General features: G+C 73.3%; 14 protein-coding genes. 12 read left to right on the top strand and 2 right to left on the bottom strand.

Features of this window, described 5'->3' with window-relative positions:
• The first annotated feature begins 77 nt into the window (after positions 1 to 77).
• The 10 genes from DP939_RS21535 to DP939_RS21490 are packed head-to-tail and all read left to right on the top strand — an operon-like array spanning position 78 to position 10,522.
• Positions 78 to 1,718, top strand: coding sequence for a carbamoyltransferase family protein (locus DP939_RS21535; protein ID WP_113982562.1), 1,641 nt, complete (start codon positions 78 to 80; stop codon positions 1,716 to 1,718).
• Complete coding sequence (locus DP939_RS21530) at positions 1,715 to 2,677, top strand: glycosyltransferase family 2 protein (protein WP_113982561.1); 963 nt, start codon at positions 1,715 to 1,717, stop codon at positions 2,675 to 2,677. Before DP939_RS21535 ends, DP939_RS21530 begins: the two co-directional genes overlap by 4 nt.
• The gene (locus tag DP939_RS21525; protein ID WP_113982560.1) at positions 2,674 to 3,741 is read left to right on the top strand and encodes a glycosyltransferase family 9 protein; all 1,068 of its coding nucleotides are present in this window, start codon (positions 2,674 to 2,676) and stop codon (positions 3,739 to 3,741) included. Before DP939_RS21530 ends, DP939_RS21525 begins: the two co-directional genes overlap by 4 nt.
• Positions 3,738 to 4,934, top strand: coding sequence for a glycosyltransferase (locus DP939_RS21520; RefSeq protein ID WP_113982559.1), 1,197 nt, complete (start codon positions 3,738 to 3,740; stop codon positions 4,932 to 4,934). Before DP939_RS21525 ends, DP939_RS21520 begins: the two co-directional genes overlap by 4 nt.
• 3 nt (positions 4,935 to 4,937) lie before the next feature.
• Positions 4,938 to 5,510: a D-sedoheptulose-7-phosphate isomerase gene (locus DP939_RS21515; protein ID WP_113982558.1), complete on the top strand. Its 573-nt coding sequence runs from the start codon at positions 4,938 to 4,940 to the stop codon at positions 5,508 to 5,510.
• Positions 5,486 to 6,817, top strand: a complete 1,332-nt coding sequence (gene rfaE2 / locus DP939_RS21510) for a D-glycero-beta-D-manno-heptose 1-phosphate adenylyltransferase (RefSeq protein WP_113982557.1) — start codon at positions 5,486 to 5,488, stop codon at positions 6,815 to 6,817. The genes DP939_RS21515 and rfaE2 overlap by 25 nt, the downstream gene beginning before the upstream one ends.
• A gap of 16 nt (positions 6,818 to 6,833) precedes the next feature.
• Positions 6,834 to 7,538: an SDR family oxidoreductase gene (locus tag DP939_RS21505; RefSeq protein ID WP_113982556.1), complete on the top strand. Its 705-nt coding sequence runs from the start codon at positions 6,834 to 6,836 to the stop codon at positions 7,536 to 7,538.
• A complete protein-coding gene (locus tag DP939_RS21500) occupies positions 7,529 to 8,509 on the top strand; it encodes a glycosyltransferase family 9 protein (protein ID WP_113982555.1) in 981 nt (326 codons plus the stop codon). Before DP939_RS21505 ends, DP939_RS21500 begins: the two co-directional genes overlap by 10 nt.
• Entirely contained in the window at positions 8,506 to 9,474 is a 969-nt protein-coding gene (locus DP939_RS21495) for a UDP-glucuronic acid decarboxylase family protein (protein ID WP_113982554.1), read from the top strand. The genes DP939_RS21500 and DP939_RS21495 overlap by 4 nt, the downstream gene beginning before the upstream one ends.
• Positions 9,475 to 9,487: 13 nt before the next feature.
• Positions 9,488 to 10,522, top strand: a complete 1,035-nt coding sequence (locus tag DP939_RS21490) for an NAD-dependent epimerase/dehydratase family protein (RefSeq protein ID WP_113982553.1) — start codon at positions 9,488 to 9,490, stop codon at positions 10,520 to 10,522.
• Here the strand turns inward: DP939_RS21490 and DP939_RS21485 are convergent.
• Both DP939_RS21485 and DP939_RS21480 read right to left on the bottom strand, forming a co-directional pair.
• Complete coding sequence (locus DP939_RS21485; protein ID WP_113982552.1) at positions 10,500 to 11,681, bottom strand: zinc-dependent alcohol dehydrogenase; 1,182 nt, start codon at positions 11,679 to 11,681, stop codon at positions 10,500 to 10,502. The genes DP939_RS21490 and DP939_RS21485 overlap by 23 nt on opposite strands.
• Positions 11,681 to 13,993 (bottom strand): phosphoketolase family protein, encoded by a 2,313-nt coding sequence (locus DP939_RS21480; protein ID WP_113982551.1) that lies wholly within the window; start codon positions 13,991 to 13,993, stop codon positions 11,681 to 11,683. Before DP939_RS21480 ends, DP939_RS21485 begins: the two co-directional genes overlap by 1 nt.
• 79 nt (positions 13,994 to 14,072) lie before the next feature.
• On the opposite strand from DP939_RS21480, the gene DP939_RS21475 reads away from it, so the two are divergent.
• Entirely contained in the window at positions 14,073 to 15,194 is a 1,122-nt protein-coding gene (locus DP939_RS21475; RefSeq protein WP_113982550.1) for an acetate/propionate family kinase, read from the top strand.
• Positions 15,195 to 15,283: 89 nt separating this feature from the next.
• Positions 15,284 to 17,311: a SpoIIE family protein phosphatase gene (locus DP939_RS21470; RefSeq protein WP_113982549.1), complete on the top strand. Its 2,028-nt coding sequence runs from the start codon at positions 15,284 to 15,286 to the stop codon at positions 17,309 to 17,311.
• Positions 17,312 to 18,649 lie beyond the last annotated feature (1,338 nt).

Here is an 18,649-nt window from a genome sequence, read left to right as displayed (position 1 = left end):
TCGCTCGGTAGCGGTGCCAGGGCCGAAACAAAGGCCCAGGCACGACCGAACCAGATCCACCGCCCGGGGGAGATGAGATGCGGTTTCTCGGAATCAACGCCATATTCCATGACCCGGCCGCCGCGCTGGTGATCGACGGCGAGGTCGTCGCCGCCGCCGAGGAAGAGCGGTTCAGCAGGCGCAAGCACGGCAAGCGCCCGGTGCCGTTCTCCGCCTGGGAACTCCCCGAACAGGCCGCCGCCTGGTGCCTGGCCCACGCCGGCCTGCGCCCCGAGGATCTGGACGCCGTCGCCTACTCCTACGACCCCGACCTGGTCAGAGCCGGTCAGCAGGGCCAGGACGCCCGCTGGGAGCCGCTGCGCACGACCTTCGCCCGCCGCGCGCCCGCCTTCCTGGCCACCGCGCTGCCCGGTTTGGACTCCGCCCAGGTCCGGTACGTCCCGCACCACATCGCGCACGCCGCGTCCGCCGGGCTGGCCGCGCCGTACCGCGACTCGGCCGTACTCGTCTGCGACGGACGCGGCGAGGCCGTCTCCCACCTGGCCGGGCACTACCGCGACGGCGAACTCACCGTGCTCGCCACCCAGGACCTGCCGCACTCCCTGGGCCTGATGTACGAGGAGGTCACCGAACACCTCGGCTTCCTGCGTTCCAGCGACGAGTACAAGGTCATGGCGATGGCCTCCTACGGCACCCCGCGCCACCTGCCCGAACTCCGCGAACTGATCAGGGCGACCGGCGACGGCGGCTTCCGCACCGGCCCGATCGACTGGTCGGTCTTCGCCAAGCCGCTGCCCCGGGGCGAACCGTGGTCCGAGGGCCACGCCGACCTCGCCGCCAGCGTGCAGGCCCGGCTGGAGGAGGTGCTGCTCGACCTGGCCCGCTGGCTGCACGAACGCACCGGCGAGCGCCACCTGACCATGGCGGGCGGGGTCGCGCTCAACTGCGTCGCCAACACCCGTCTGCTGGCCGAAGGGCCGTTCGAGGGGATCTGGGTGCAGCCCGCGGCGGGCGACGCGGGCACCGCGCTGGGCGGCGCGCTGCACCTGGCGAGCACGTACGGCGAGCGGGCCGCCCCGATGCCGGGCGCCGCCCTCGGCCGGAGCTGGACCGACGCCGACCTCGCCGCCTGGCTCGACGCCGCCCGCGTCCCGTACGAACGGCCGCCCGACCTGCCCGCCGCGATAGCCGCCGACCTGGCCGGAGACCGGATCGTGGCGTGGTTCCAGGGCCGCGCCGAGTACGGGCCGCGCGCCCTCGGGCACCGCTCGCTGCTCGCCCACCCCGGCCACGCCCGCAACACCGAACGCCTGAACGACGTCAAGGGCCGCGAGCAGTTCCGCCCCATCGCGCCCATGGTCCTCGCCGAACGGGCAGCCGAAATCTTTACCCGCGGCCCGGCCGAAAGCCCGTACATGCTGTTCGTCCACGACGTACGGCCGGAGTGGCGCGACCGCATCCCGGCCGTGGTCCACGTGGACGGCACCGCCCGCGCGCAGACCGTGGACCGTGCGGAAGACCCGCTGCTGGCCGGGCTGCTGACGGAGTTCGAGGCCAGGACGGGCCTGCCGGTCCTGGTCAACACCAGCCTCAACACGGCGGGCCGCCCGATGGTGGACGACCCGCGCGACGCGCTGGAGTGCTTCGGCTCGGCCCCGGTGGACGTACTGGTCCTCGGCCCGTACGTCGTGCGCAGGAACGAGGTGTTCGCCGCGTGATCACCGTCGTCATCCCGACCATTGGCCGGCCGTGCCTGGCCGACGTGCTCGCCGCGCTCACCCCGGCCCCGCCGGACGCCCGGATCATCGTCGTGGACGACCGCCCCGGCACCGCGAAGCTGCTCAAAGCGCCCGGAGCCGAGGTCCTGCGCACCGGCGGCAAGGGCCCGGCCGCCGCGCGGAACGCCGGCTGGCGGGCCGCCCGCACCCCCTGGGTCGCCTTCCTGGACGACGACGTGATCCCGCAGCCGGGCTGGTGGGACGCGCTCCGCACCGACCTGACCGAGATCGACGAGAGCGTGGCCGCCAGCCAGGCCAGGCTGCACGTACCGCTGCCCGCCCACCGCAGGCCCACCGACGCCGAACGCAACACCGCCGGCCTGGCCGCCGCCGACTGGATCACCGCCGACATCGCCTACCGCCGCGCCGCCCTGGAACGGGTGGGCGGCTTCGACGAGCGCTTCCCCCGGGCCTACCGGGAGGACGCCGACCTGGCCCTGCGGGTCGCCGCCGCCGGATACCGCCTGGTCAAGGGCCGCCGCGTCACTCGCCACCCGGTACGCGACGACGGCCCGTGGGCCAGCGTGCTGCGCCAGCGCGGCAACGCCGACGACGCCCTGATGCGCCAGGTCCACGGGCCCGCCTGGCGGTCCGCGATCGGCGCGCCCGGACGGCTGCGCGAACACGCCCTGACCACCGCCGCTGGTCTGCTGGCGATCTCGCTCTTGGCGTCTCGCGGACGGAGGGCCCGGCGAATGGCCGCGCTCGCCGCGCTGACCTGGCTAGGCCTGACCGCCGAGTTCACTTGGGCCCGCCTCGCGCCCGGCCCGCGCACGTCGGAGGAGATCCGGTGGATGTCGATCACCAGCGTGGTCATTCCACCGGTGGCCTGTGCGTGGCGTCTGCGAGGTGAACTGCGCGCCAGACGGGGCGCGCGGCGGGCGGGTGAGGCCGCATGACGGCCCCGCGCGAGGAGACCCGCCGGGAGAAGGTCCTGGTGGCGCGGACCGACAACGCCGGTGACGTACTGCTGGCCGGTCCCGCCATCAGGGCCGTCGCGGCCCGCGCGGAGGTCGTGCTGCTGGCCGGTCCGCACGGAAGTACGGCGGCCCGGCTGCTGCCCGGCGTGTCGGAGATCATCACCTGGCGCGCCCCGTGGATCGACCCCGAGCCGCCGCCCGTGACCCACGAGCACGTGGACGAACTGCTCACCGCCGTACGCCGGGCCGCCCCTGCCACCGCCGTGATCCTGACGTCCTTCCACCAGTCCGCGCTCCCCCTGGCCCTGCTGCTCCGCCTGGCCGGAGTGCCCCGGATCGCCGCGATCAGCAACGACTACCCCGGTTCCCTCCTGGACCACCGCCACGTCGTGGACGAGGACGCCGACGTACCCGAGCCGGTGCGTATGCTCACCCTCGCCACGGCCGCCGGATTCCCGCTGCCACAGGGCGACGACGGACGCCTCGCCGTACGCCGCCCGCTGCCCGCCGTGGGCGGCCTGACCGGCCCGCCCGGCTACGTGGTCGTCCACCCGGGCGTGACCGCGCCCGCCCGGGGCTGGCCGCCGGACCTGTGCGCCCAGGCGGTGACCGCGCTGACCCGCGCGGGCCACCGCGTCGTGGTCACCGGCACTCCCGGCGAACGCGCGCTCACCGCCCACGTGGCCGGTACCGACGCCCGTGACCTGGGCGGGGCCACGACGCTCGCCGAACTCGCGGCCGTGCTCGCCGGGGCCGCCGCGCTGGTCGCCCCCAACACCGGCCCCGCGCACCTGGCCGCCGCCGTCGGCACGCCGGTGGTCAGCCTGTTCGCGCCGGTCGTACCGGCCGCCCGCTGGGCCCCCTACGGCGTGCCGGTGGAACTGCTCGGCGACCAGCGCGCACCCTGCCGCTCCACCAGGGCCCGGATCTGCCCCATCCCCGGCCACCCCTGCCTTTCGTCCGTGACCGCCGACGACGTAGTGACCGCGGTACACCGGCTGACGGCACACCGCCCGGCCGCACTGGAGGAGGCGATCCTGTGAGAATCGACCTGGTTTCCGAGCACGCCGATCCGCTGGCGGTCGTCGGCGGCGTGGACGCGGGCGGTCAGAACGTACACGTCGCCGCGCTCGCCACGGCCCTCGCCGCGCGCGGGCACGAGGTCACCGTCCACACCCGCCGCACGTCCCCGGACGGGCCGCAGGCCGTGCCGATGGCCCCGGGGGTGACCGTCGAGCACGTACCGGCAGGGCCCGCGATGCCGCTGCCCAAGGACGAACTGCTGCCGCACATGCCGGCCTTCGCCCGGCACCTGGCCGCGCGCTGGGCGGCCGACCCGCCGGACGTGGCGCACGCGCACTTCTGGATGAGCGGCCTGGCCGCGCTCGCCGCCGCCCGCGAGGTGCCGGTGCCCGTCGTGCACACGTTTCACGCGCTCGGCACGGTCAAACGGCGCTGGCAGGGCGACGCGGACACCAGCCCGCCGCGGCGGGTCGGGATCGAGACCGAGATCGGCGTCCGGGCCGACGCCATCGTGGCGACCTGCCACGACGAGGCCGCGGAACTGCGCGCGATGGGCGTGCCGCTGTCCCGCGTGCGGGTCGTGCCGTGCGGGGTGGACCTGGACCTGTTCCGGCCGGACGGCCCGATGGCCGGCCGGGACGGCGACCGGCCCCGGGTGCTGAGCATCGGCCGCCTGGTCCCCCGCAAGGGCGTCGAGACGATCATCGAGGCGTTGTGCCTGGTGCCGGAGACGGAGCTGGTGATCGCCGGAGGCGACGTACGCGACGAGGAGGCCGTACGGCTGGCCAGGCTGGCGGCCCGCCGGGGCCTGGCCGGACGGGTCCGGCTGATCGGCAGCGTGGCCCGCGCCGACGTGCCCGCGCTGCTGCGCTCGGCCGACGTGCTGGTGACCGTGCCGTGGTACGAGCCGTTCGGCATGGTCCCGCTGGAGGCGATGGCCTGCGGCGTACCGGTGATCGCCTCCGCGGTCGGCGGCCACCTGGACAGTGTGGCGGGCTGCGGCCTGCTGATCCCGCCGCGCCGCCCCCGCGCGCTCGCCGCCGCGCTGCGCGAACTGCTCTGCCGCCCCGACCTGCGGGCCGCCCTGGAGAAGGCGGGCGAACGCCGGGCGCAGGCCCGGTACGGCTGGCCCACCGTGGCCGCCGCCACCGAGAACGTCTACCTCAACGCCATCGCCGCCCGGCGGCAGCGGCTGGCCGTGGCGGGAGGCTGAGCGATGCATCGGCACCTGGCCAAACTGAGCGACGCCATCCGCGCGCTGGACGCCGAGACCATGAAGATCCACGTCTGGGGCGAGAAGCTGGCCGCCGTGCTGACCGGCGGCGGACGGCTGCTGGCCTGCGGCAACGGCGGTTCGGCCGCCGAGGCCCAGCACCTGACCGCCGAACTGGTCGGCCGGTTCCGCGCCGACCGCCGCCCCTACGCGGCCATCGCGCTGCACGCCGACACCTCGGCGGTGACCGCGATCGGCAACGACTTCGGGGCCGAGTCGGTGTTCGCCCGCCAGGTACACGGGCACGGGCGGCCCGGCGACGTACTGATCTGCCTGTCCACCAGCGGGACCAGCGCCAACGTACTGGCCGCCGCCGTGGCCGGGCGCGAGTGCGGCCTGCTGACCTGGGCGCTCACCGGCCCCGCGCCGAACCCACTGGCCGAGCTCTGCGACGACGCCCTGCCGGTGCCCGCCGACGACGCCTGCACGGTGCAGGAACTGCACCTTGCGCTCATCCACATGCTCTGCGACGTGATCGAGGAGGTGCCGCAGTGGCCGGCGGGCCCATCGTGGTGATCGGGGACGTCCTGCTGGACGTCGACATCGACGGCGATGCCGACCGCATCGCGCCCGACGCCCCGGTTCCCGTGGTGGTGGAGTCCGGCCGCCACCAGCGTCCCGGCGGGGCGGGGCTGGCCGCGCTGCTCGCCGCCGCCGACGGGGCCGACGTCACGCTGGTCACCGCGATCGGCGACGACCCGGCGGGCGACGTGCTGCGCAAACTGCTGGCGGGCCGGGTGCGGCTGGCCGCGCTCCCGCTGCGCGGGCGTACGGCGAGCAAGACCCGCGTCCGCGCCAAGGGCCAGACCCTGGTGCGGGTGGACGACGGCGACGGCCACGCCGGGCCCGGCCGGATCCCGCTGGACGCGCTGCACGCCGCGGCCGTGGTGCTGGTCTCCGACTACGGGCGCGGGGTCGCCGACCTGGCCCGCCCGCTGCTGCACGGCCTGGACATCCCGGTCGTGTGGGACCCGCACCCGAACGGCGGCGCCCCGCCGTACGGCTGCGCGCTGGTCACCCCGAACGCGGCCGAGGCCCGCCTGCTCTGCGACGACGCCGCGACCCCCGGCGAGGCCGCGGTACGGCTGGCCCGCACCTGCCACGCCGACGCCGTGGCGGTGACGCTCGGCGATCACGGCGCGACGGTCGCCCGTGGCACGGGCGAGCACGTACGGGTGCCCGCGCCCGAGGTGGCCGCGGGCCGCGACTCCTGCGGCGCGGGCGACCGGTTCGCGGTCGCGGCGGCGCTCGCGCTGCGCGACGGGGCCACCCCCGAGCAGGCCGTGGCCGTCGCCGTGCGCGAGGCGGGCCGGTTCGTGGCGGCGGGCGGCGCGGCGGCGATCCGCCTCAAGGCCGCGGCGGACCATCCGCGCACCCCGCACGAGGCGGCCGAGGCGGTACGCGCCTCCGGCGGACGGCTGATCGCCACCGGCGGCTGCTTCGACCTGCTGCACGCCGGGCACGTCAGCCTGCTGCGCCGGGCCAGGGCGCTCGGCGACGCGCTGATCGTGTGCGTCAATTCCGACCGTTCGGTACGACGGCTCAAGGGGCCGGGCCGCCCGGTGGTCCGCGAGGCCGACCGGGTGGCCGTGCTCAACGCGCTCGGCTGCGTGGACGGCGTCGTCGTCTTCGACGAGGACGACCCGTCGGCGCTGATCGACCGGCTGCGGCCGCACGTGTGGGTGAAGGGCGGCGACTACTCCGCCGCCGGCCTGCCCGAGAGCGAGGTGGTGCGGCGGATCGGCGGCGAGGTCGTCATCCTGCCCACCCTCCCGGGCCACTCCACCACCGGCCTGATCACCGCGGCGCGGGCCACCGCATGAGGAATCGCATGAGGACATGACAACCGAGAGGGGACCTATCGTGCTGGGCAACATCCTGATCACCGGTGGCGCGTCCGGGCTGGGCCAGGCGACCGCGGAGGCGGTGGCCAAGGCCGGGGGCCGCCCGCTGATCATCGACGTCAACGCTCCCATCGGCGACCACGACCACGTGATCGCCGACCTGTCCGACCGTGAGCAGGCCGAACGTGCCGTACGCGAGCTGGCCGGCCGGGCGGACGGGCTGTCCGCCGTGGTGACCGCGGCCGGGGTGGACGCCTGCGGGCGGCTCGACGCCGTGCCCGCCGCCGCCTGGGACCGGGTGATCCAGGTCAACCTGCTGGGCACCGCCTCGGTGGTGCGGGCCGCGCTGCCGTACCTGGTGGAAAGCCGCGGGCGGGTCGTCACCGTGGCCTCCACGCTGGGGCTTCGCGCGCTGAGCGACGCGACGGCGTACTGCGCGGCGAAGTTCGGCGTGGTGGGGTTCACCCGCGCGCTCGCGGCGGAGCTGGCCGGGCGGGTCGGGGTCACCCTGCTGATCCCCGGCGGCATGCGCACGCCGTTCTTCGACGGCCGCGACGAGCGGTACCGGCCCGGCCCGGACGCCGGGCTCAACCAGCCCGAGGACGTCGCCGCCACCATCGCCTTCGCGCTCGGCCAGCCGTCCGGCTGCGAGGTGCGCGAACTGGTCGTCTGCCCCGCGACGGAGACATCATGGCCGTGAGCACGGTGATGAGCGCGCCCGCGCTGGTCGCGCTGCGCGGGCTCGGCCTCGGTGACCTGCTCACCGCGGTGCCCGCGCTGCGGGCGCTGCGCCGCGCGCACCCACGGCACCGCATCACGCTGGCCGCGCCGTCCTCGCTGCGGCCACTGCTGCCGCTGATCGGCGCGGTGGACGAACTCGTCCACACCAGCGGCACCGGCCCGGTCCCGCTGGACCGCGCCGACATCGCGGTCAACCTGCACGGCAGCGGCCCGCAGAGCACCTCCGCGCTGCGCCGCATCCGCCCGGCCACATTGCTCACCCACGCCCACCCCGGCCTGCCCGGGGTCGAGGGCCCCGCCTGGCGGGCCGACCTGCACGAGGTGCAGCGGTGGTGCGCGATGCTGCACTGGTACGGCATCGCCGCCGACCCCGACGACCTCGCCCTTGACCTGCGCGCCGAACGCCGGGACGCGACGGTGATCGTGCATCCCGGCGCGTCCTCGGCGGCCCGCCGCTGGCCGCCCGCCCGGTACGCGGAACTGGCCGCCGAGCTGAGCGCCGCCGGGCACCGGGTGCTGATCACCGGCAGCGTCGCCGAACGCGTCCTGGCCAGGCAGATCGCCGACCTCGCCGGACTGCCGGGGGATCGGGTGCTGGCCGGGCGTACCGGGCTGGGGGAGCTGGCCGTGCTGGTGGCCCGCGCCCGGATGGTGATCAGCGGCGACACCGGCATCGCGCACCTGGCCGTGGCCATGGACACGCCGTCCGTGGTGATCTGCGGCCCGGTCTCGCCCGCGCTGTGGGGGCCGCCGCCGGGCCGTGACCGGCACGTGGCCCTGTGGGCTGGGCGTACCGGCGACCCGCACGCGAACGGCCCCGACCCGGGGCTCCTGGACATCGGGGTGCGCCAGGTGCTCGACGCCGTGTGCGCGACCTTGGACGGCGAGCCCGCTCGCCGCCCGCGACCGACGGATGGGGTGAAGACGTGACGACACCGACGGCCACGGGCACCGTCGTGGTGACCGGTGGAGCCGGATTCCTCGGCTCCTACCTGTGCGAACGCATGCTGGCCCGCGGCGCCCAGGTGATCTGCATGGACAACTTCCTCACCGGCGACCCGGCCAACGTGGAGCACTTGTTCGGCGCTCCCGGGTTCCGGCTGCTGGACTGCGACCTGACCGGATTCGTTCACGTCCCCGGTGACGTGGACCTGGTACTCCACTTCGCGTCGGCCGCCTCGCCCGCCGACTACCTGCGCCACCCGATCGAGACGCTGAAGGTCGGCAGCCTGGGCACCCTGCACGCGCTCGGCCTGGCCAAGGAGAAGGGCGCGCGGTTCGTACTGGCCTCCACCAGCGAGGTCTACGGCGACCCGCTGGAACACCCGCAGCGGGAGACGTACTGGGGCAACGTCAACCCGGTCGGCCCGCGCAGCGTGTACGACGAGGCCAAGCGCTTCGCCGAGGCGCTGACCACCGCCTACCGCAACGCGCACGGCGTGGACACCGGCATCGTGCGCATCTTCAACACCTACGGCCCGCGGATGCGCCCCGCCGACGGCCGGGCCATCCCCACCTTCGTCGGCCAGGCCCTGCGCGGCGAGCCGATCACGGTGACCGGCGACGGCAGCCAGACCCGGTCCGTCTGCTATGTGGACGACACGGTGGCGGGCATTCTGGCGCTGGCCGAGAGCGGGTTCGCCGGGCCGGTCAACATCGGCAACCCGGAGGAGCTGACCATGCTCGCGCTGGCCGGGCTGATCAGGGACATGACCGGGTCGCGTTCGCCGATCCGTTTCATCGAGCGCCCGGTGGACGACCCGGAGGTACGGCGGCCGGACACCTCGCTGGCCGAGGAGAAGCTGGGCTGGCGGCCGGTCGTGCCGGTGGAGGAGGGGCTGCGCCGCACGATCGCGTGGTTCGCCGCCGAACCGGTCACCGAGACCGTCGCGTGAAGGGAGTGCAGTGATGCGAGTAGTGGTGGTGGGGGCGACCGGGAACGTGGGGACCAGCGTGGTCGCCGCGCTGGCCGCCGACCCTTCGGTGAGTTCGGTGCTCGGGCTGGCCAGGCGGATGCCGCTCTGGCGGCCGGAGAAGGTCGAGTGGCACGAGGCCGACATCGGCAAGGACGACCTGCGCCCGCTCTTCGCCGGGGCGGAGGCGGTGGTGAACCTGGCGTGGCTGTTCCAGCCCACCCGCGACCCGGGCGTGACCTGGCGCAACAACGTGCTGGGCGGCATCCGGGTGTTCCGCGCGGTGGCCGGCGCCGGGGTGCCGGTGCTGGTCCACGCCTCCTCGGTGGGCACGTACTCGCCGGGCCCGAAGGACCGCCGGGTCGGCGAGGACTGGCCCACCCACGGGTGGCCGGGCGCCGCGTACGCCAGGGAGAAGGCGTACCTGGAACGGGTGCTGGACGCCTACGAGCTGGAGCACCCCCGCATCCGCGTGGTGCGGATGCGGCCGTCGTTCATCTTCAAGCGGGAGTCGGCGGTCGAGCAGCGCCGGCTGTTCGCCGGGCCGTTCCTGCCGAACCGGGTCACCCGGCTGGCCCGGCCGGAACTCGTCCCGTTCGTGCCGGACACGCCCGGCCTGGCCTTCCAGGCGGTACACGGCGAGGACGTCGGCGAGGCGTACCGGCTGGCGGTCACCAAGGACGTGTCCGGGCCGTTCAACCTCGCCGCCGACCCCGTCATCGAGCCCGCCACGCTGGCCGCGCTGCTCGGCGCGCGGCCGGTCAAGGTGCCCGGCCCGCTGCTGACCAGCGCGGTCGCCGCGGCCTGGAAGCTGCACCTGGTGCCCGCCTCGCCCGGCCTGGTGGACCTGGTCCTGCGGCTGCCGCTGATGGACGCCGGCCGGGCCCGCGACGAACTCGGCTGGCGGCCCCGGCACACCGCCCTGGACGCGCTGCGCGACTTCGCGGCCGGGCTGCGCGACCCGCGCGGCATGGACACTCCGCCGCTGTCCCCGCGGCCCGAGGAGGCTAAGGCGTCAGCAGCACCTTGATCGCCCGGTCCCGCTTCTTCTGGAAGATCTTGTAGCCGTGCGGGGCGTGGTCCAGCGGCAGGATGTGGGTGGCCAGGTCCTCGGTGCCGAGCGGGTCGGAGTCGTCCAGCACCAGGGGCAGCAGGTCGTCGATCCAGCGCCGTACGTGGGCCTGGCCCATCCGCAGCGTGACGCCCTTGTCGAACATCCGCAGCATGGGCATCGGGTCGGCCATGCCGCCGTACACGCCGCTCACCGAGATCGTGCCGCCGCGCCGCACGATGTCGATGGCCTGGGTCAGCGCGGCCAGCCGGTCCACGCCCGCCGTGGTCATCATCGGCGCGGCCACCCGGCCGGGCAGCAGGGCGGTCAGCGTGTGCGCGAGGTGCGCCATCGGGGAGCCGTGCGCCTCCATGCCGACCGCGTCGATCACGCTCGCCGTGCCGCGGCCCTGGGTGAGGTCCCTGACCGCGTCGGGCACGTCGTCCACCGCCGAGGCGTCGACGATCTCGACGCCGTGCCGCTGGGCCATCGCCAGCCGTTCCGGTACGCCGTCCACGCCGATCACCCGCAGCCCGCGGTGCCGGGCCACCCGGCAGCACATCTGGCCGATCGGGCCGAGACCGAGCACGGTGATTTCGCCGCCCTCGGGGACGTCCGCGAACTCCACGGCCTGCCAGGCGGTGGGCAGTACGTCGGACAGGTAGACGAACCGCTCGTCCGGCGGCCCCTGCGGGACCTTGACCGGCCCGAACTGCGCCTGCGGCACCCGCAGGTACTCCGCCTGCCCGCCGGGCACCTCGCCGTACAGCTTGGTGTAGCCGAACAGCGCCGCGCCCGTGTTGTACTCCCGGTTCTGGGTGGTCTCGCACTGGGCGTACAGCCTGCGGTCGCACATGTAGCAGTGGCCGCAGGAGATGTTGAACGGCACCACCACACGATCGCCCGGTCTGATGTGGCGGACCTCCGCGCCGACCTCCTCCACGATGCCCATGGCCTCGTGGCCGAGGATGTCGCCCTCGCCCATGAACGGGCCGAGCACCTCGTAAAGATGCAGGTCGGAGCCGCAGATGCCGGTGGAGGTGACCTTGATCACCGCGTCGGTGGGCTCCTTGATGGCCGGATCGGTGACCTCCTCGACGCGGACGTCGCGCTTACCGTGCCAGGTGACGGCCTTCATCACTGCTCCCTTCTCCATGTCCACTGACTGATCTCGGGTGGGTCCTCGCCGTGCTCGCGGGTGTACGCGCGGGCGCGCAGCCGGGCGTCCACCATCCGCTGGCGCAGGTGGCCGGCCGTGGACCCGATGCCGGGTACGCGGTCGATCACGTCCATGACGAGGTGGTAGCGGTCGATCCCGTTCAACATGGCCATGTCGAACGGGGTGGTCGTGGTGCCCTCCTCGCGGTACCCGCGCACGTGGAAGTCGGCGTGGCCGGTCCTGCGGTAGGTGAGGCGGTGGATCGACCACGGGTACCCGTGGAAGTTGAAGATGATCGGCCGGTCGGCGGTGAACAGCGTGTCGAACTCCGCGTCCGCCATCCCGTGCGGATGCATGGACGGCGGCAGCAGCCGCATCAAATCCACCACGTTGACGACCCGGACCTTCAGCTCGGGCAGGTGCTCGCGCAGCAGCGCGGCGGCGGCCAGCGTCTCCAGGGTCGGGGTGTCGCCCGCGCAGGCCAGTACCACGTCAGGGTGCTCGCCCGCGTCCGTGGAGGCCCACGGCAGGATGCCGAGCCCGCGGGCGCAGTGCGCGACGGCGTCGTCCATCGGCATCAGGTCGTGCACCTGGTGCTTGCCCGCCACGACGACGTTGACGTAGTCGCGCGAGCGCAGGCAGTGGTCGGCCACCGACAGCAGCGTGTTGGCGTCCGGGGGCAGGTACACGCGTACGACCTCGGCCTTCTTGTTCATCACCACGTCCAGGAAGCCGGGGTCCTGGTGGCTGAAGCCGTTGTGGTCCTGCCGCCAGACGTGCGAGGACAGCAGGTAGTTCAGCGAGGAGATCGGCCGCCGCCAGGGGATCTTCCTGGACGACTCCAGCCATTTGGCGTGCTGGTTGAACATCGAGTCGACGATGTGGATGAACGCCTCGTAGCAGTTGAACAGGCCGTGCCGGCCGGTCAGCAGGTAGCCCTCCAGCCAGCCCTGGCACAGGTGCTCGCTCAGCACCTCCATGACCCGGCCGTCCGGGGACAGGTGCTCGTCGGTGGGCAGGGTGGCGGCGTCCCACGCCTTGGCGGTGGTCTCGTACACGGCCGACAGGCGGTTGGAGGCGGTCTCGTCCGGGCCCATCAGCCGGAACGCGCCCGGGTTGCGTTCGAGCACGTCGCGCAGGAAGCCGCCGAGCACCCCCGTGGGCGAACTCGTGCGGGCGGCGGGGCTGTCGACCTCGACCGCGTAGCCGCGGTAGTCGGGCAGGCGCAGCGGGCGGAGCAGTTCGCCGCCGTTGGCGTGCGGGTTCGCGCTCATCCTGCGCCGCTGCTCGGGCACGGCGGCGCGTACGACCTCGGCCGGGCATCCGTCGGCCTCGAACAGTTCGCGCGGGCGGTAGGAGTGCATCCAGGCGGCGAGCGCCGCCCGCCGCTCCGGGCGGGTGCGCACCTCGGTCAGCGGCACCTGATGGGCCCGCCAGGTGCCCTCCACCGGCAGGCCGTCCACCTCGTGCGGGCCGGTCCAGCCCTTTGGCGTGCGCAGCACGATCATCGGCGGGCGGCCGGTGGGATCGTCCCTGAGCTGGTCGAACACCGTGTCCAGTACCTCCGCCATCCGGCGGTGGACGGCCGGTGGCTCCTCGCCCGCGACCAGGTGGGGGCGGTAGCCGTAGCCCTCCAGGAGGGCGGTCAGCTCCTGTTCGGGGATGCGGGCGAGGATCGTGGGGTTGGCGATCTTGTACCCGTTCAGGTGCAGGATCGGCAGCACGACGCCGTCCCGGCCGGGGGTGAGGAACTTGTTCGCGTGCCAGCTCGCCGCCAGCGGGCCGGTCTCGGCCTCCCCGTCGCCGATCACGCACGCCACCACCAGGCCCGGGTTGTCGAACGCCGCGCCGTACGCGTGGGCCAGCGAATACCCCAGCTCACCGCCCTCGTGGATGGAACCGGGCACCTCCGGCGCGACGTGGCTGGGGATGCCGCCGGGGAAGGAGAACTGCCGGAAGAGGGCGCGCATGCCCGGCTCGTCCTGGGTGACATCCGGATATTTATCGGTATAGCTGCCTTCCAGCCAGGCGTGCGCCACCGCCGCAGGCCCGCCGTGGCCGGGGCCGACGATGTAGATCATGTTCTCGTCGCGTTCCCTGATGACGCGGTTGAGGTGCGCGAAGCAGAAGTTCAGGCCGGGGGTGGTGCCCCAGTGGCCGAGCAGCCGGGGTTTGACGTCCTCGGCGCGCAGCGGCCTGGTCAGCAACGGGTTGTCAAGCAGGTAGATCTGTCCCACCGACAGGTAGTTGGCGGCCCGCCAGTACGCGTCCACGGATTCGAGTACGTCCATTACCGGACAGTTCCTCCAGTCAGGTTTTCAAACCCGGGCGGGCCGTTTGGGGTGGACGGTCTCGGGCACGCGACCAACCATGGCAAGCTCCGATCCGGTCGTGCTCACGGTCAACGCGGGGTCCTCCAGCCTGCGGCTCAACCTGGTCCGCGGCGATGAGGTGCTGGCCGAACGGCACACCGAGCAGAGTCTTGACCCGGACGCGGCGCAGGAGACCGTCGCGGACTTCCTCGGGGAGATCGGGGATCTCGACGTCGCGGCGGTCGGGCACCGGCTGGTGCACGGAGGTGTCGCCGTACCGGCCCCGATGGTGGTGGACGACGAGATCGTGGCCCAGGTCGCCGCCCGCGAAGACCTCGCGCCGCTGCACATCCCGCCCGCGCTCGCGCTGGTGGAGGCGGTACGGCGGTGCCTGCCCGACGTACCGCACGTACTGTGCCCGGACACCGCCTTCCACGCGGGGCTGCCGGAGTCCGCGACGAGGTACCCGCTGCCCGAGGAGTGGCGCCGCCGGTACGGCCTGCGCCGGTACGGCTTCCACGGCCTGTCCTACGCCTGGGCGCTGCGCCGGGCCGCCGAACTCCTGGACCGGCCGGTGACGGAGTCGCAGCTGGTGCTGACCCACCTCGGCGGCGGGTGCTCCGTGTGCGCGGTCCGCGAGGGCCGCAGCGTGGACACCTCGATGGGCTTCACCCCGCTTGAGGGCGTTCCGATGAGCAAGCGGTCCGGCAGCGTCGATCCCGGCATGCTGCTGTGGCTGCTCACCGGCAACCGGCTCTCGGTCAGCGAGCTGCGCGAGGGCCTGGAACACCGTTCGGGCCTGCTCGGCCTGTCCGACGGCAGGTCAGGGGACACCCGCGATCTCGTCAAGGCCGGCGACCCGACCTCCGAACTCGCCCTCACGGTCTTCGCGCACCGGGTGGCCAGGGAGATCGCGGCCGAGGCCACCAGCCTGTCCCGGCTGGACGCCCTGGTCTTCACCGGCGAGATCGGCTGGGACCAGCCGGAGGTGCGCGAGGCCGTGTGCGACCGGCTCGGCCTGCTCGGAATCGGGCGTCCGGAGATCGGCGACCCTCAGATCGACCGCGTCGTCAGTGCGCCGGACGCGGAAACGGCGGTATTGGTGATCGAGCCCCGGGAAGAGTTGCAACTCGCCCGGGAGACCCTCTCGGTGCTTTACCCAGCGGTGGGATATGTCTGACTATTTCCCACATAGTATGCCGACCTGGGGAGCATGCGCGTTTTCGGGTGTTGGGGGACGTCCCGGACATGCGCAAGAGGGGAAGCTTGATGGGAAGAGTTCGCGGGCTGGGGCTGGGGCTCGAAGTCTTCGATCCCGCGCCGGTGGGCGTACTCGTGACGGCCGGACCCACGCACCGGCTCGTCTACACCAACGCGGCCTACCGCGAGTACTTCGGCGACCGCCAGATCGGCGCGCCGATGTCCGAGGTGTTCCGCGACCTGCCCGACCTCGGCGCGATCCACCTGTTCGACAAGGTGCTCGCCACCGGCGAACCGGCCCTCGCCACCGACCTGCCCGTACCGGCCGACCACCCCGACCTTGACATCAGGGAACGATACTTCACCTTCAGCCTCTCGCCCATCACGCTGCAGGACGGGGAGCGCGGCGTACTGACCGTGGGCATGGAGACCACCGCGCAGGTCGTCGCCAAACGGCGCATCCACGAACTCTCCGAGGAACGGCTGCGCGTGCTGCGCCGCTACCGCAGCCTGGTCAACGTCGGCGTCGAGGTCGTGTGGGTGGCCACCGCCGACGGCCGGGTGGTGGACATGAGCCCCGGCTGGGAACGCGTGATCGGCAGGTCCGCGGAGATCCTCAAACGCGGCAACTGGTCGCCGGTGATGCACCCCGAGGACGAGCCCGCCGCGGTCGCCTCCTGGCTGCGGGCGCTCGCCGAAGTACATCCGCTGTGGGAGGCCACCTTCCGGATGCGCACGCCCTCGGGCGACTACGAGCACTTCCACGCGCGGTCGGTACCCGTACGCGAGAACGGCAAAGTGGTCGAATGGGTCGGTACCGTCTCCAACGTCGAGGAACGCTGGCAGGAGAACCGGCGCCGAGAACTCCTCGAACGCGCGGGCGCGGTGGCGGGCGGCGTGTCCGGACTGGAGGACGTGGTGACCGGGCTCGCGCGCGTCATCGTCCCCGAACTCGCCGACACCTGCTCCTTCTACCTGCTGGTCGACTCGGTCGAGCGCCCCGCCAACGCGCCGGTCGTGGCGGAACGGGTCGCCGCCGCCGTACGGGACGGGCTGCCCATACCGCCCAAAGGCGGCCACGAGGTCTTCGGCCCCAACGGGCCGTTCGCGCGTACCGTACGCGAGGCATCGCCCGTACGCGTCCCCAACCCGCCCGGCATCCCCTCCGGCATCCTCCGCACCGCCACCGAGAAATGGGTCGCCTCGACCGGCATGCACGACGTCGTCATGCTGCCCCTGGTCGTGGACGGCGTCGTGGCCGCCGTGGTCACCGTCGGCGTCTGCACCCCCCGTCCCGCGCTGGAGATGAGCGACGCCAAACTCATCACCCAGATCCTCGACCACGCGCACGGCCCGCTCAGCAACGTCATCCGCTTCCAGCGCACCCAGCGCATGGCGCTCGCCCTGCAACGCAGCCTGCTCGCCGACCCGCCCCAGGTACCCGGCCTGGAGATCGCCGCCCGATACCGGGCCAGCCCGGCGGCGGCCGAGGTCGGGGGCGACTGGTACGACTCGTTCGTACTCCCAGACGGGGCCATCGTCCTCACCATCGGCGACGTCGCCGGGCACGACCTCCCCGCCGCCGTCACCATGAGCCAGCTCCGCAACATGCTGCGCGGCCTCGTGGTGGACCGCAAGGAACCGCCGGGCGACATCCTGCGCCGCCTGGACACCACCATGGAGAACCTGCACACCGTGGGCACGGCGAGCTGCGTCCTGGCCCGCGTCGAACAGGTGCCGGACGGCTGGCGGCTCAACTACTCCGCCGCCGGCCACCCACCGCCGCTCCTGGTCACGGCCTCCGGCACGGGGCGCTACCTGGAGGACGCGCACAGCGCGCTGCTGGGCATCGGCCTGGACGAACAGCGGCCGAGCGCCTTCACACAGCTCGAACCCGGGGACACGCTGCTGATGTACACCGACGGGCTGATCGAACGCCCCGGCGAACACCTCGACGAAGGCCTCGCCCGGCTGTGCGACCACGCCACCGCCCTGGCCATGGAACCGGTGGACGCCTTCTGCGAAGAACTGGTCACGGGCCTCCCCACCACCGGCAAAGACGACATCGCCGCCATCGCCCTCCGCCTTCCCTGTTAGATTGCGCTCGCTTCGCTCGCGCTGAGGCCCGGGCGCTTTCGAGGCCGCGGTCTTCCCTCCTCGCTCATCCGTTCACTCGCTCGTTCCTCGCTCCCTCACTCCTTCGCTCGTCAGTCCAGACCACGGCCGCGCCCGGGCAAAGCAAAAGCGCCTCGCTCCGCTCGCGCCCCGCCTCCGGCGGGTAGTACGCGCTTCGCGCAATGGTCCGCCTCCGGCGGAGTAGGCCGCGCTGTTGCGCCAGAGGCCCCGCCTCCGGCGGGCAGGATGCGCTACCGCGCCAGGGGCCCCGCCTTCGGCGGGAAGGAGGCGCTGTCGCGCCAGGGGTCCCGCCTCCGGCGGAAGCCGCCGCGCTTCGCGCGAGGCCCCCGCCTTCGGCGGGAAGTGGTCCTCGCTGGCGCTCGGCCTGTTTTCCCAGGTCCGGGCTTCGCCCGGTACGGCAGGCCCCCTCTCGCCGCCCGCCGTTCCTAGTAACGGTCTGGTGCCCGGCACTTCCCAGCGCTGTGGCGCCTCGCCGTTCCAGCACCAAGTGACCCGCCGCCTCGCCGTCTGATCCTTTCTCGCCGTAACCCAGCCCCTTACATCTGTGTCTCGGCCTCCAACGCGCGCCGACGCCCCCGCATACCAAGGGCCCCTCCTCCGGTGGACAGAACGCACTACCGCGCCAAGGGCCGCACGTTCGTCGGGCAGGATGCGCTGTCGCGCGCTGGGCCCCGCCTCTGGCGGGGCGCGGACCTCGCTGGCGCTCGCCCTGTTTTCCCAGGCCGAGCCTTTGCCCAGAGGTACGGCAGGCCCTCTCTCGCCGCCCGCCGTCGTCAGTGACGCCTTGGTGCCCGGCATTTCCGTGAGCTGTGGTACCTCGCCGTTCGAGCACCGGCTACCCCCGCCGTCTCGCTGTCTGATCCTTTCCCGCCGTAACCCAACCCCCTCCAGGAACCCTCCTGGCCTCCAGCGCGCTCCATGCAATCACCTCGGCTCCGGCGGCCAAGACGCGCTACCGCGCCAGGGGTCCCGCCTCTGGCGGGAAGTGGTCCTCGCTGGCGCTCGGCCTGTTTTCCCAGGTCCGGGCTTCGCCCGGTGCGGCAGGCCCCCTCTCGCCGCCCACCGTATTGAGTGACGCCCTGGTGCTCGGCATTTCGCATGATCTGAGGTACCTCGCCGTTCCAGCACCAGCTAACCCGCCGCCTCGCCGTCTGGTCCTCTCCCGCCGTCACTCATTCACTCCCTCTCCTCCTCCTAGGTGCTCCGAGAAGCTGGACAGGGTTTCCGCGGGGTTCGAGTGGCCCTCTCCCGTCGTCACCGCCTCGGGCGGCAGTAGACGATCGCGTACAGCTCGTCCAA

Origin of the sequence: Spongiactinospora rosea (assembly GCF_003315795.1) — a bacterium.
Classification (GTDB): Bacteria; Actinomycetota; Actinomycetes; order Streptosporangiales; family Streptosporangiaceae; genus Spongiactinospora; species Spongiactinospora rosea.
The sequence above is the reverse complement of the archived record's forward strand: the minus strand, read 5'-3'. Positions and strand labels throughout refer to the sequence as shown.

Coding starts and splice junctions, on each gene's coding strand:
- DP939_RS21535 (WP_113982562.1), top strand. CDS start 78: ATGCGGTTTCTCGGAATCAACGCCATATTCCATGACCCGGCCGCCGCG.
- DP939_RS21525 (WP_113982560.1), top strand. CDS start 2,674: ATGACGGCCCCGCGCGAGGAGACCCGCCGGGAGAAGGTCCTGGTGGCG.
- DP939_RS21515 (WP_113982558.1), top strand. CDS start 4,938: ATGCATCGGCACCTGGCCAAACTGAGCGACGCCATCCGCGCGCTGGAC.
- DP939_RS21505 (WP_113982556.1), top strand. CDS start 6,834: ATGACAACCGAGAGGGGACCTATCGTGCTGGGCAACATCCTGATCACC.
- DP939_RS21500 (WP_113982555.1), top strand. CDS start 7,529: ATGGCCGTGAGCACGGTGATGAGCGCGCCCGCGCTGGTCGCGCTGCGC.
- DP939_RS21490 (WP_113982553.1), top strand. CDS start 9,488: ATGCGAGTAGTGGTGGTGGGGGCGACCGGGAACGTGGGGACCAGCGTG.
- DP939_RS21485 (WP_113982552.1), bottom strand. CDS start 11,681: ATGAAGGCCGTCACCTGGCACGGTAAGCGCGACGTCCGCGTCGAGGAG.
- DP939_RS21480 (WP_113982551.1), bottom strand. CDS start 13,993: ATGGACGTACTCGAATCCGTGGACGCGTACTGGCGGGCCGCCAACTAC.
- DP939_RS21475 (WP_113982550.1), top strand. CDS start 14,073: ATGGCAAGCTCCGATCCGGTCGTGCTCACGGTCAACGCGGGGTCCTCC.
- DP939_RS21470 (WP_113982549.1), top strand. CDS start 15,284: ATGGGAAGAGTTCGCGGGCTGGGGCTGGGGCTCGAAGTCTTCGATCCC.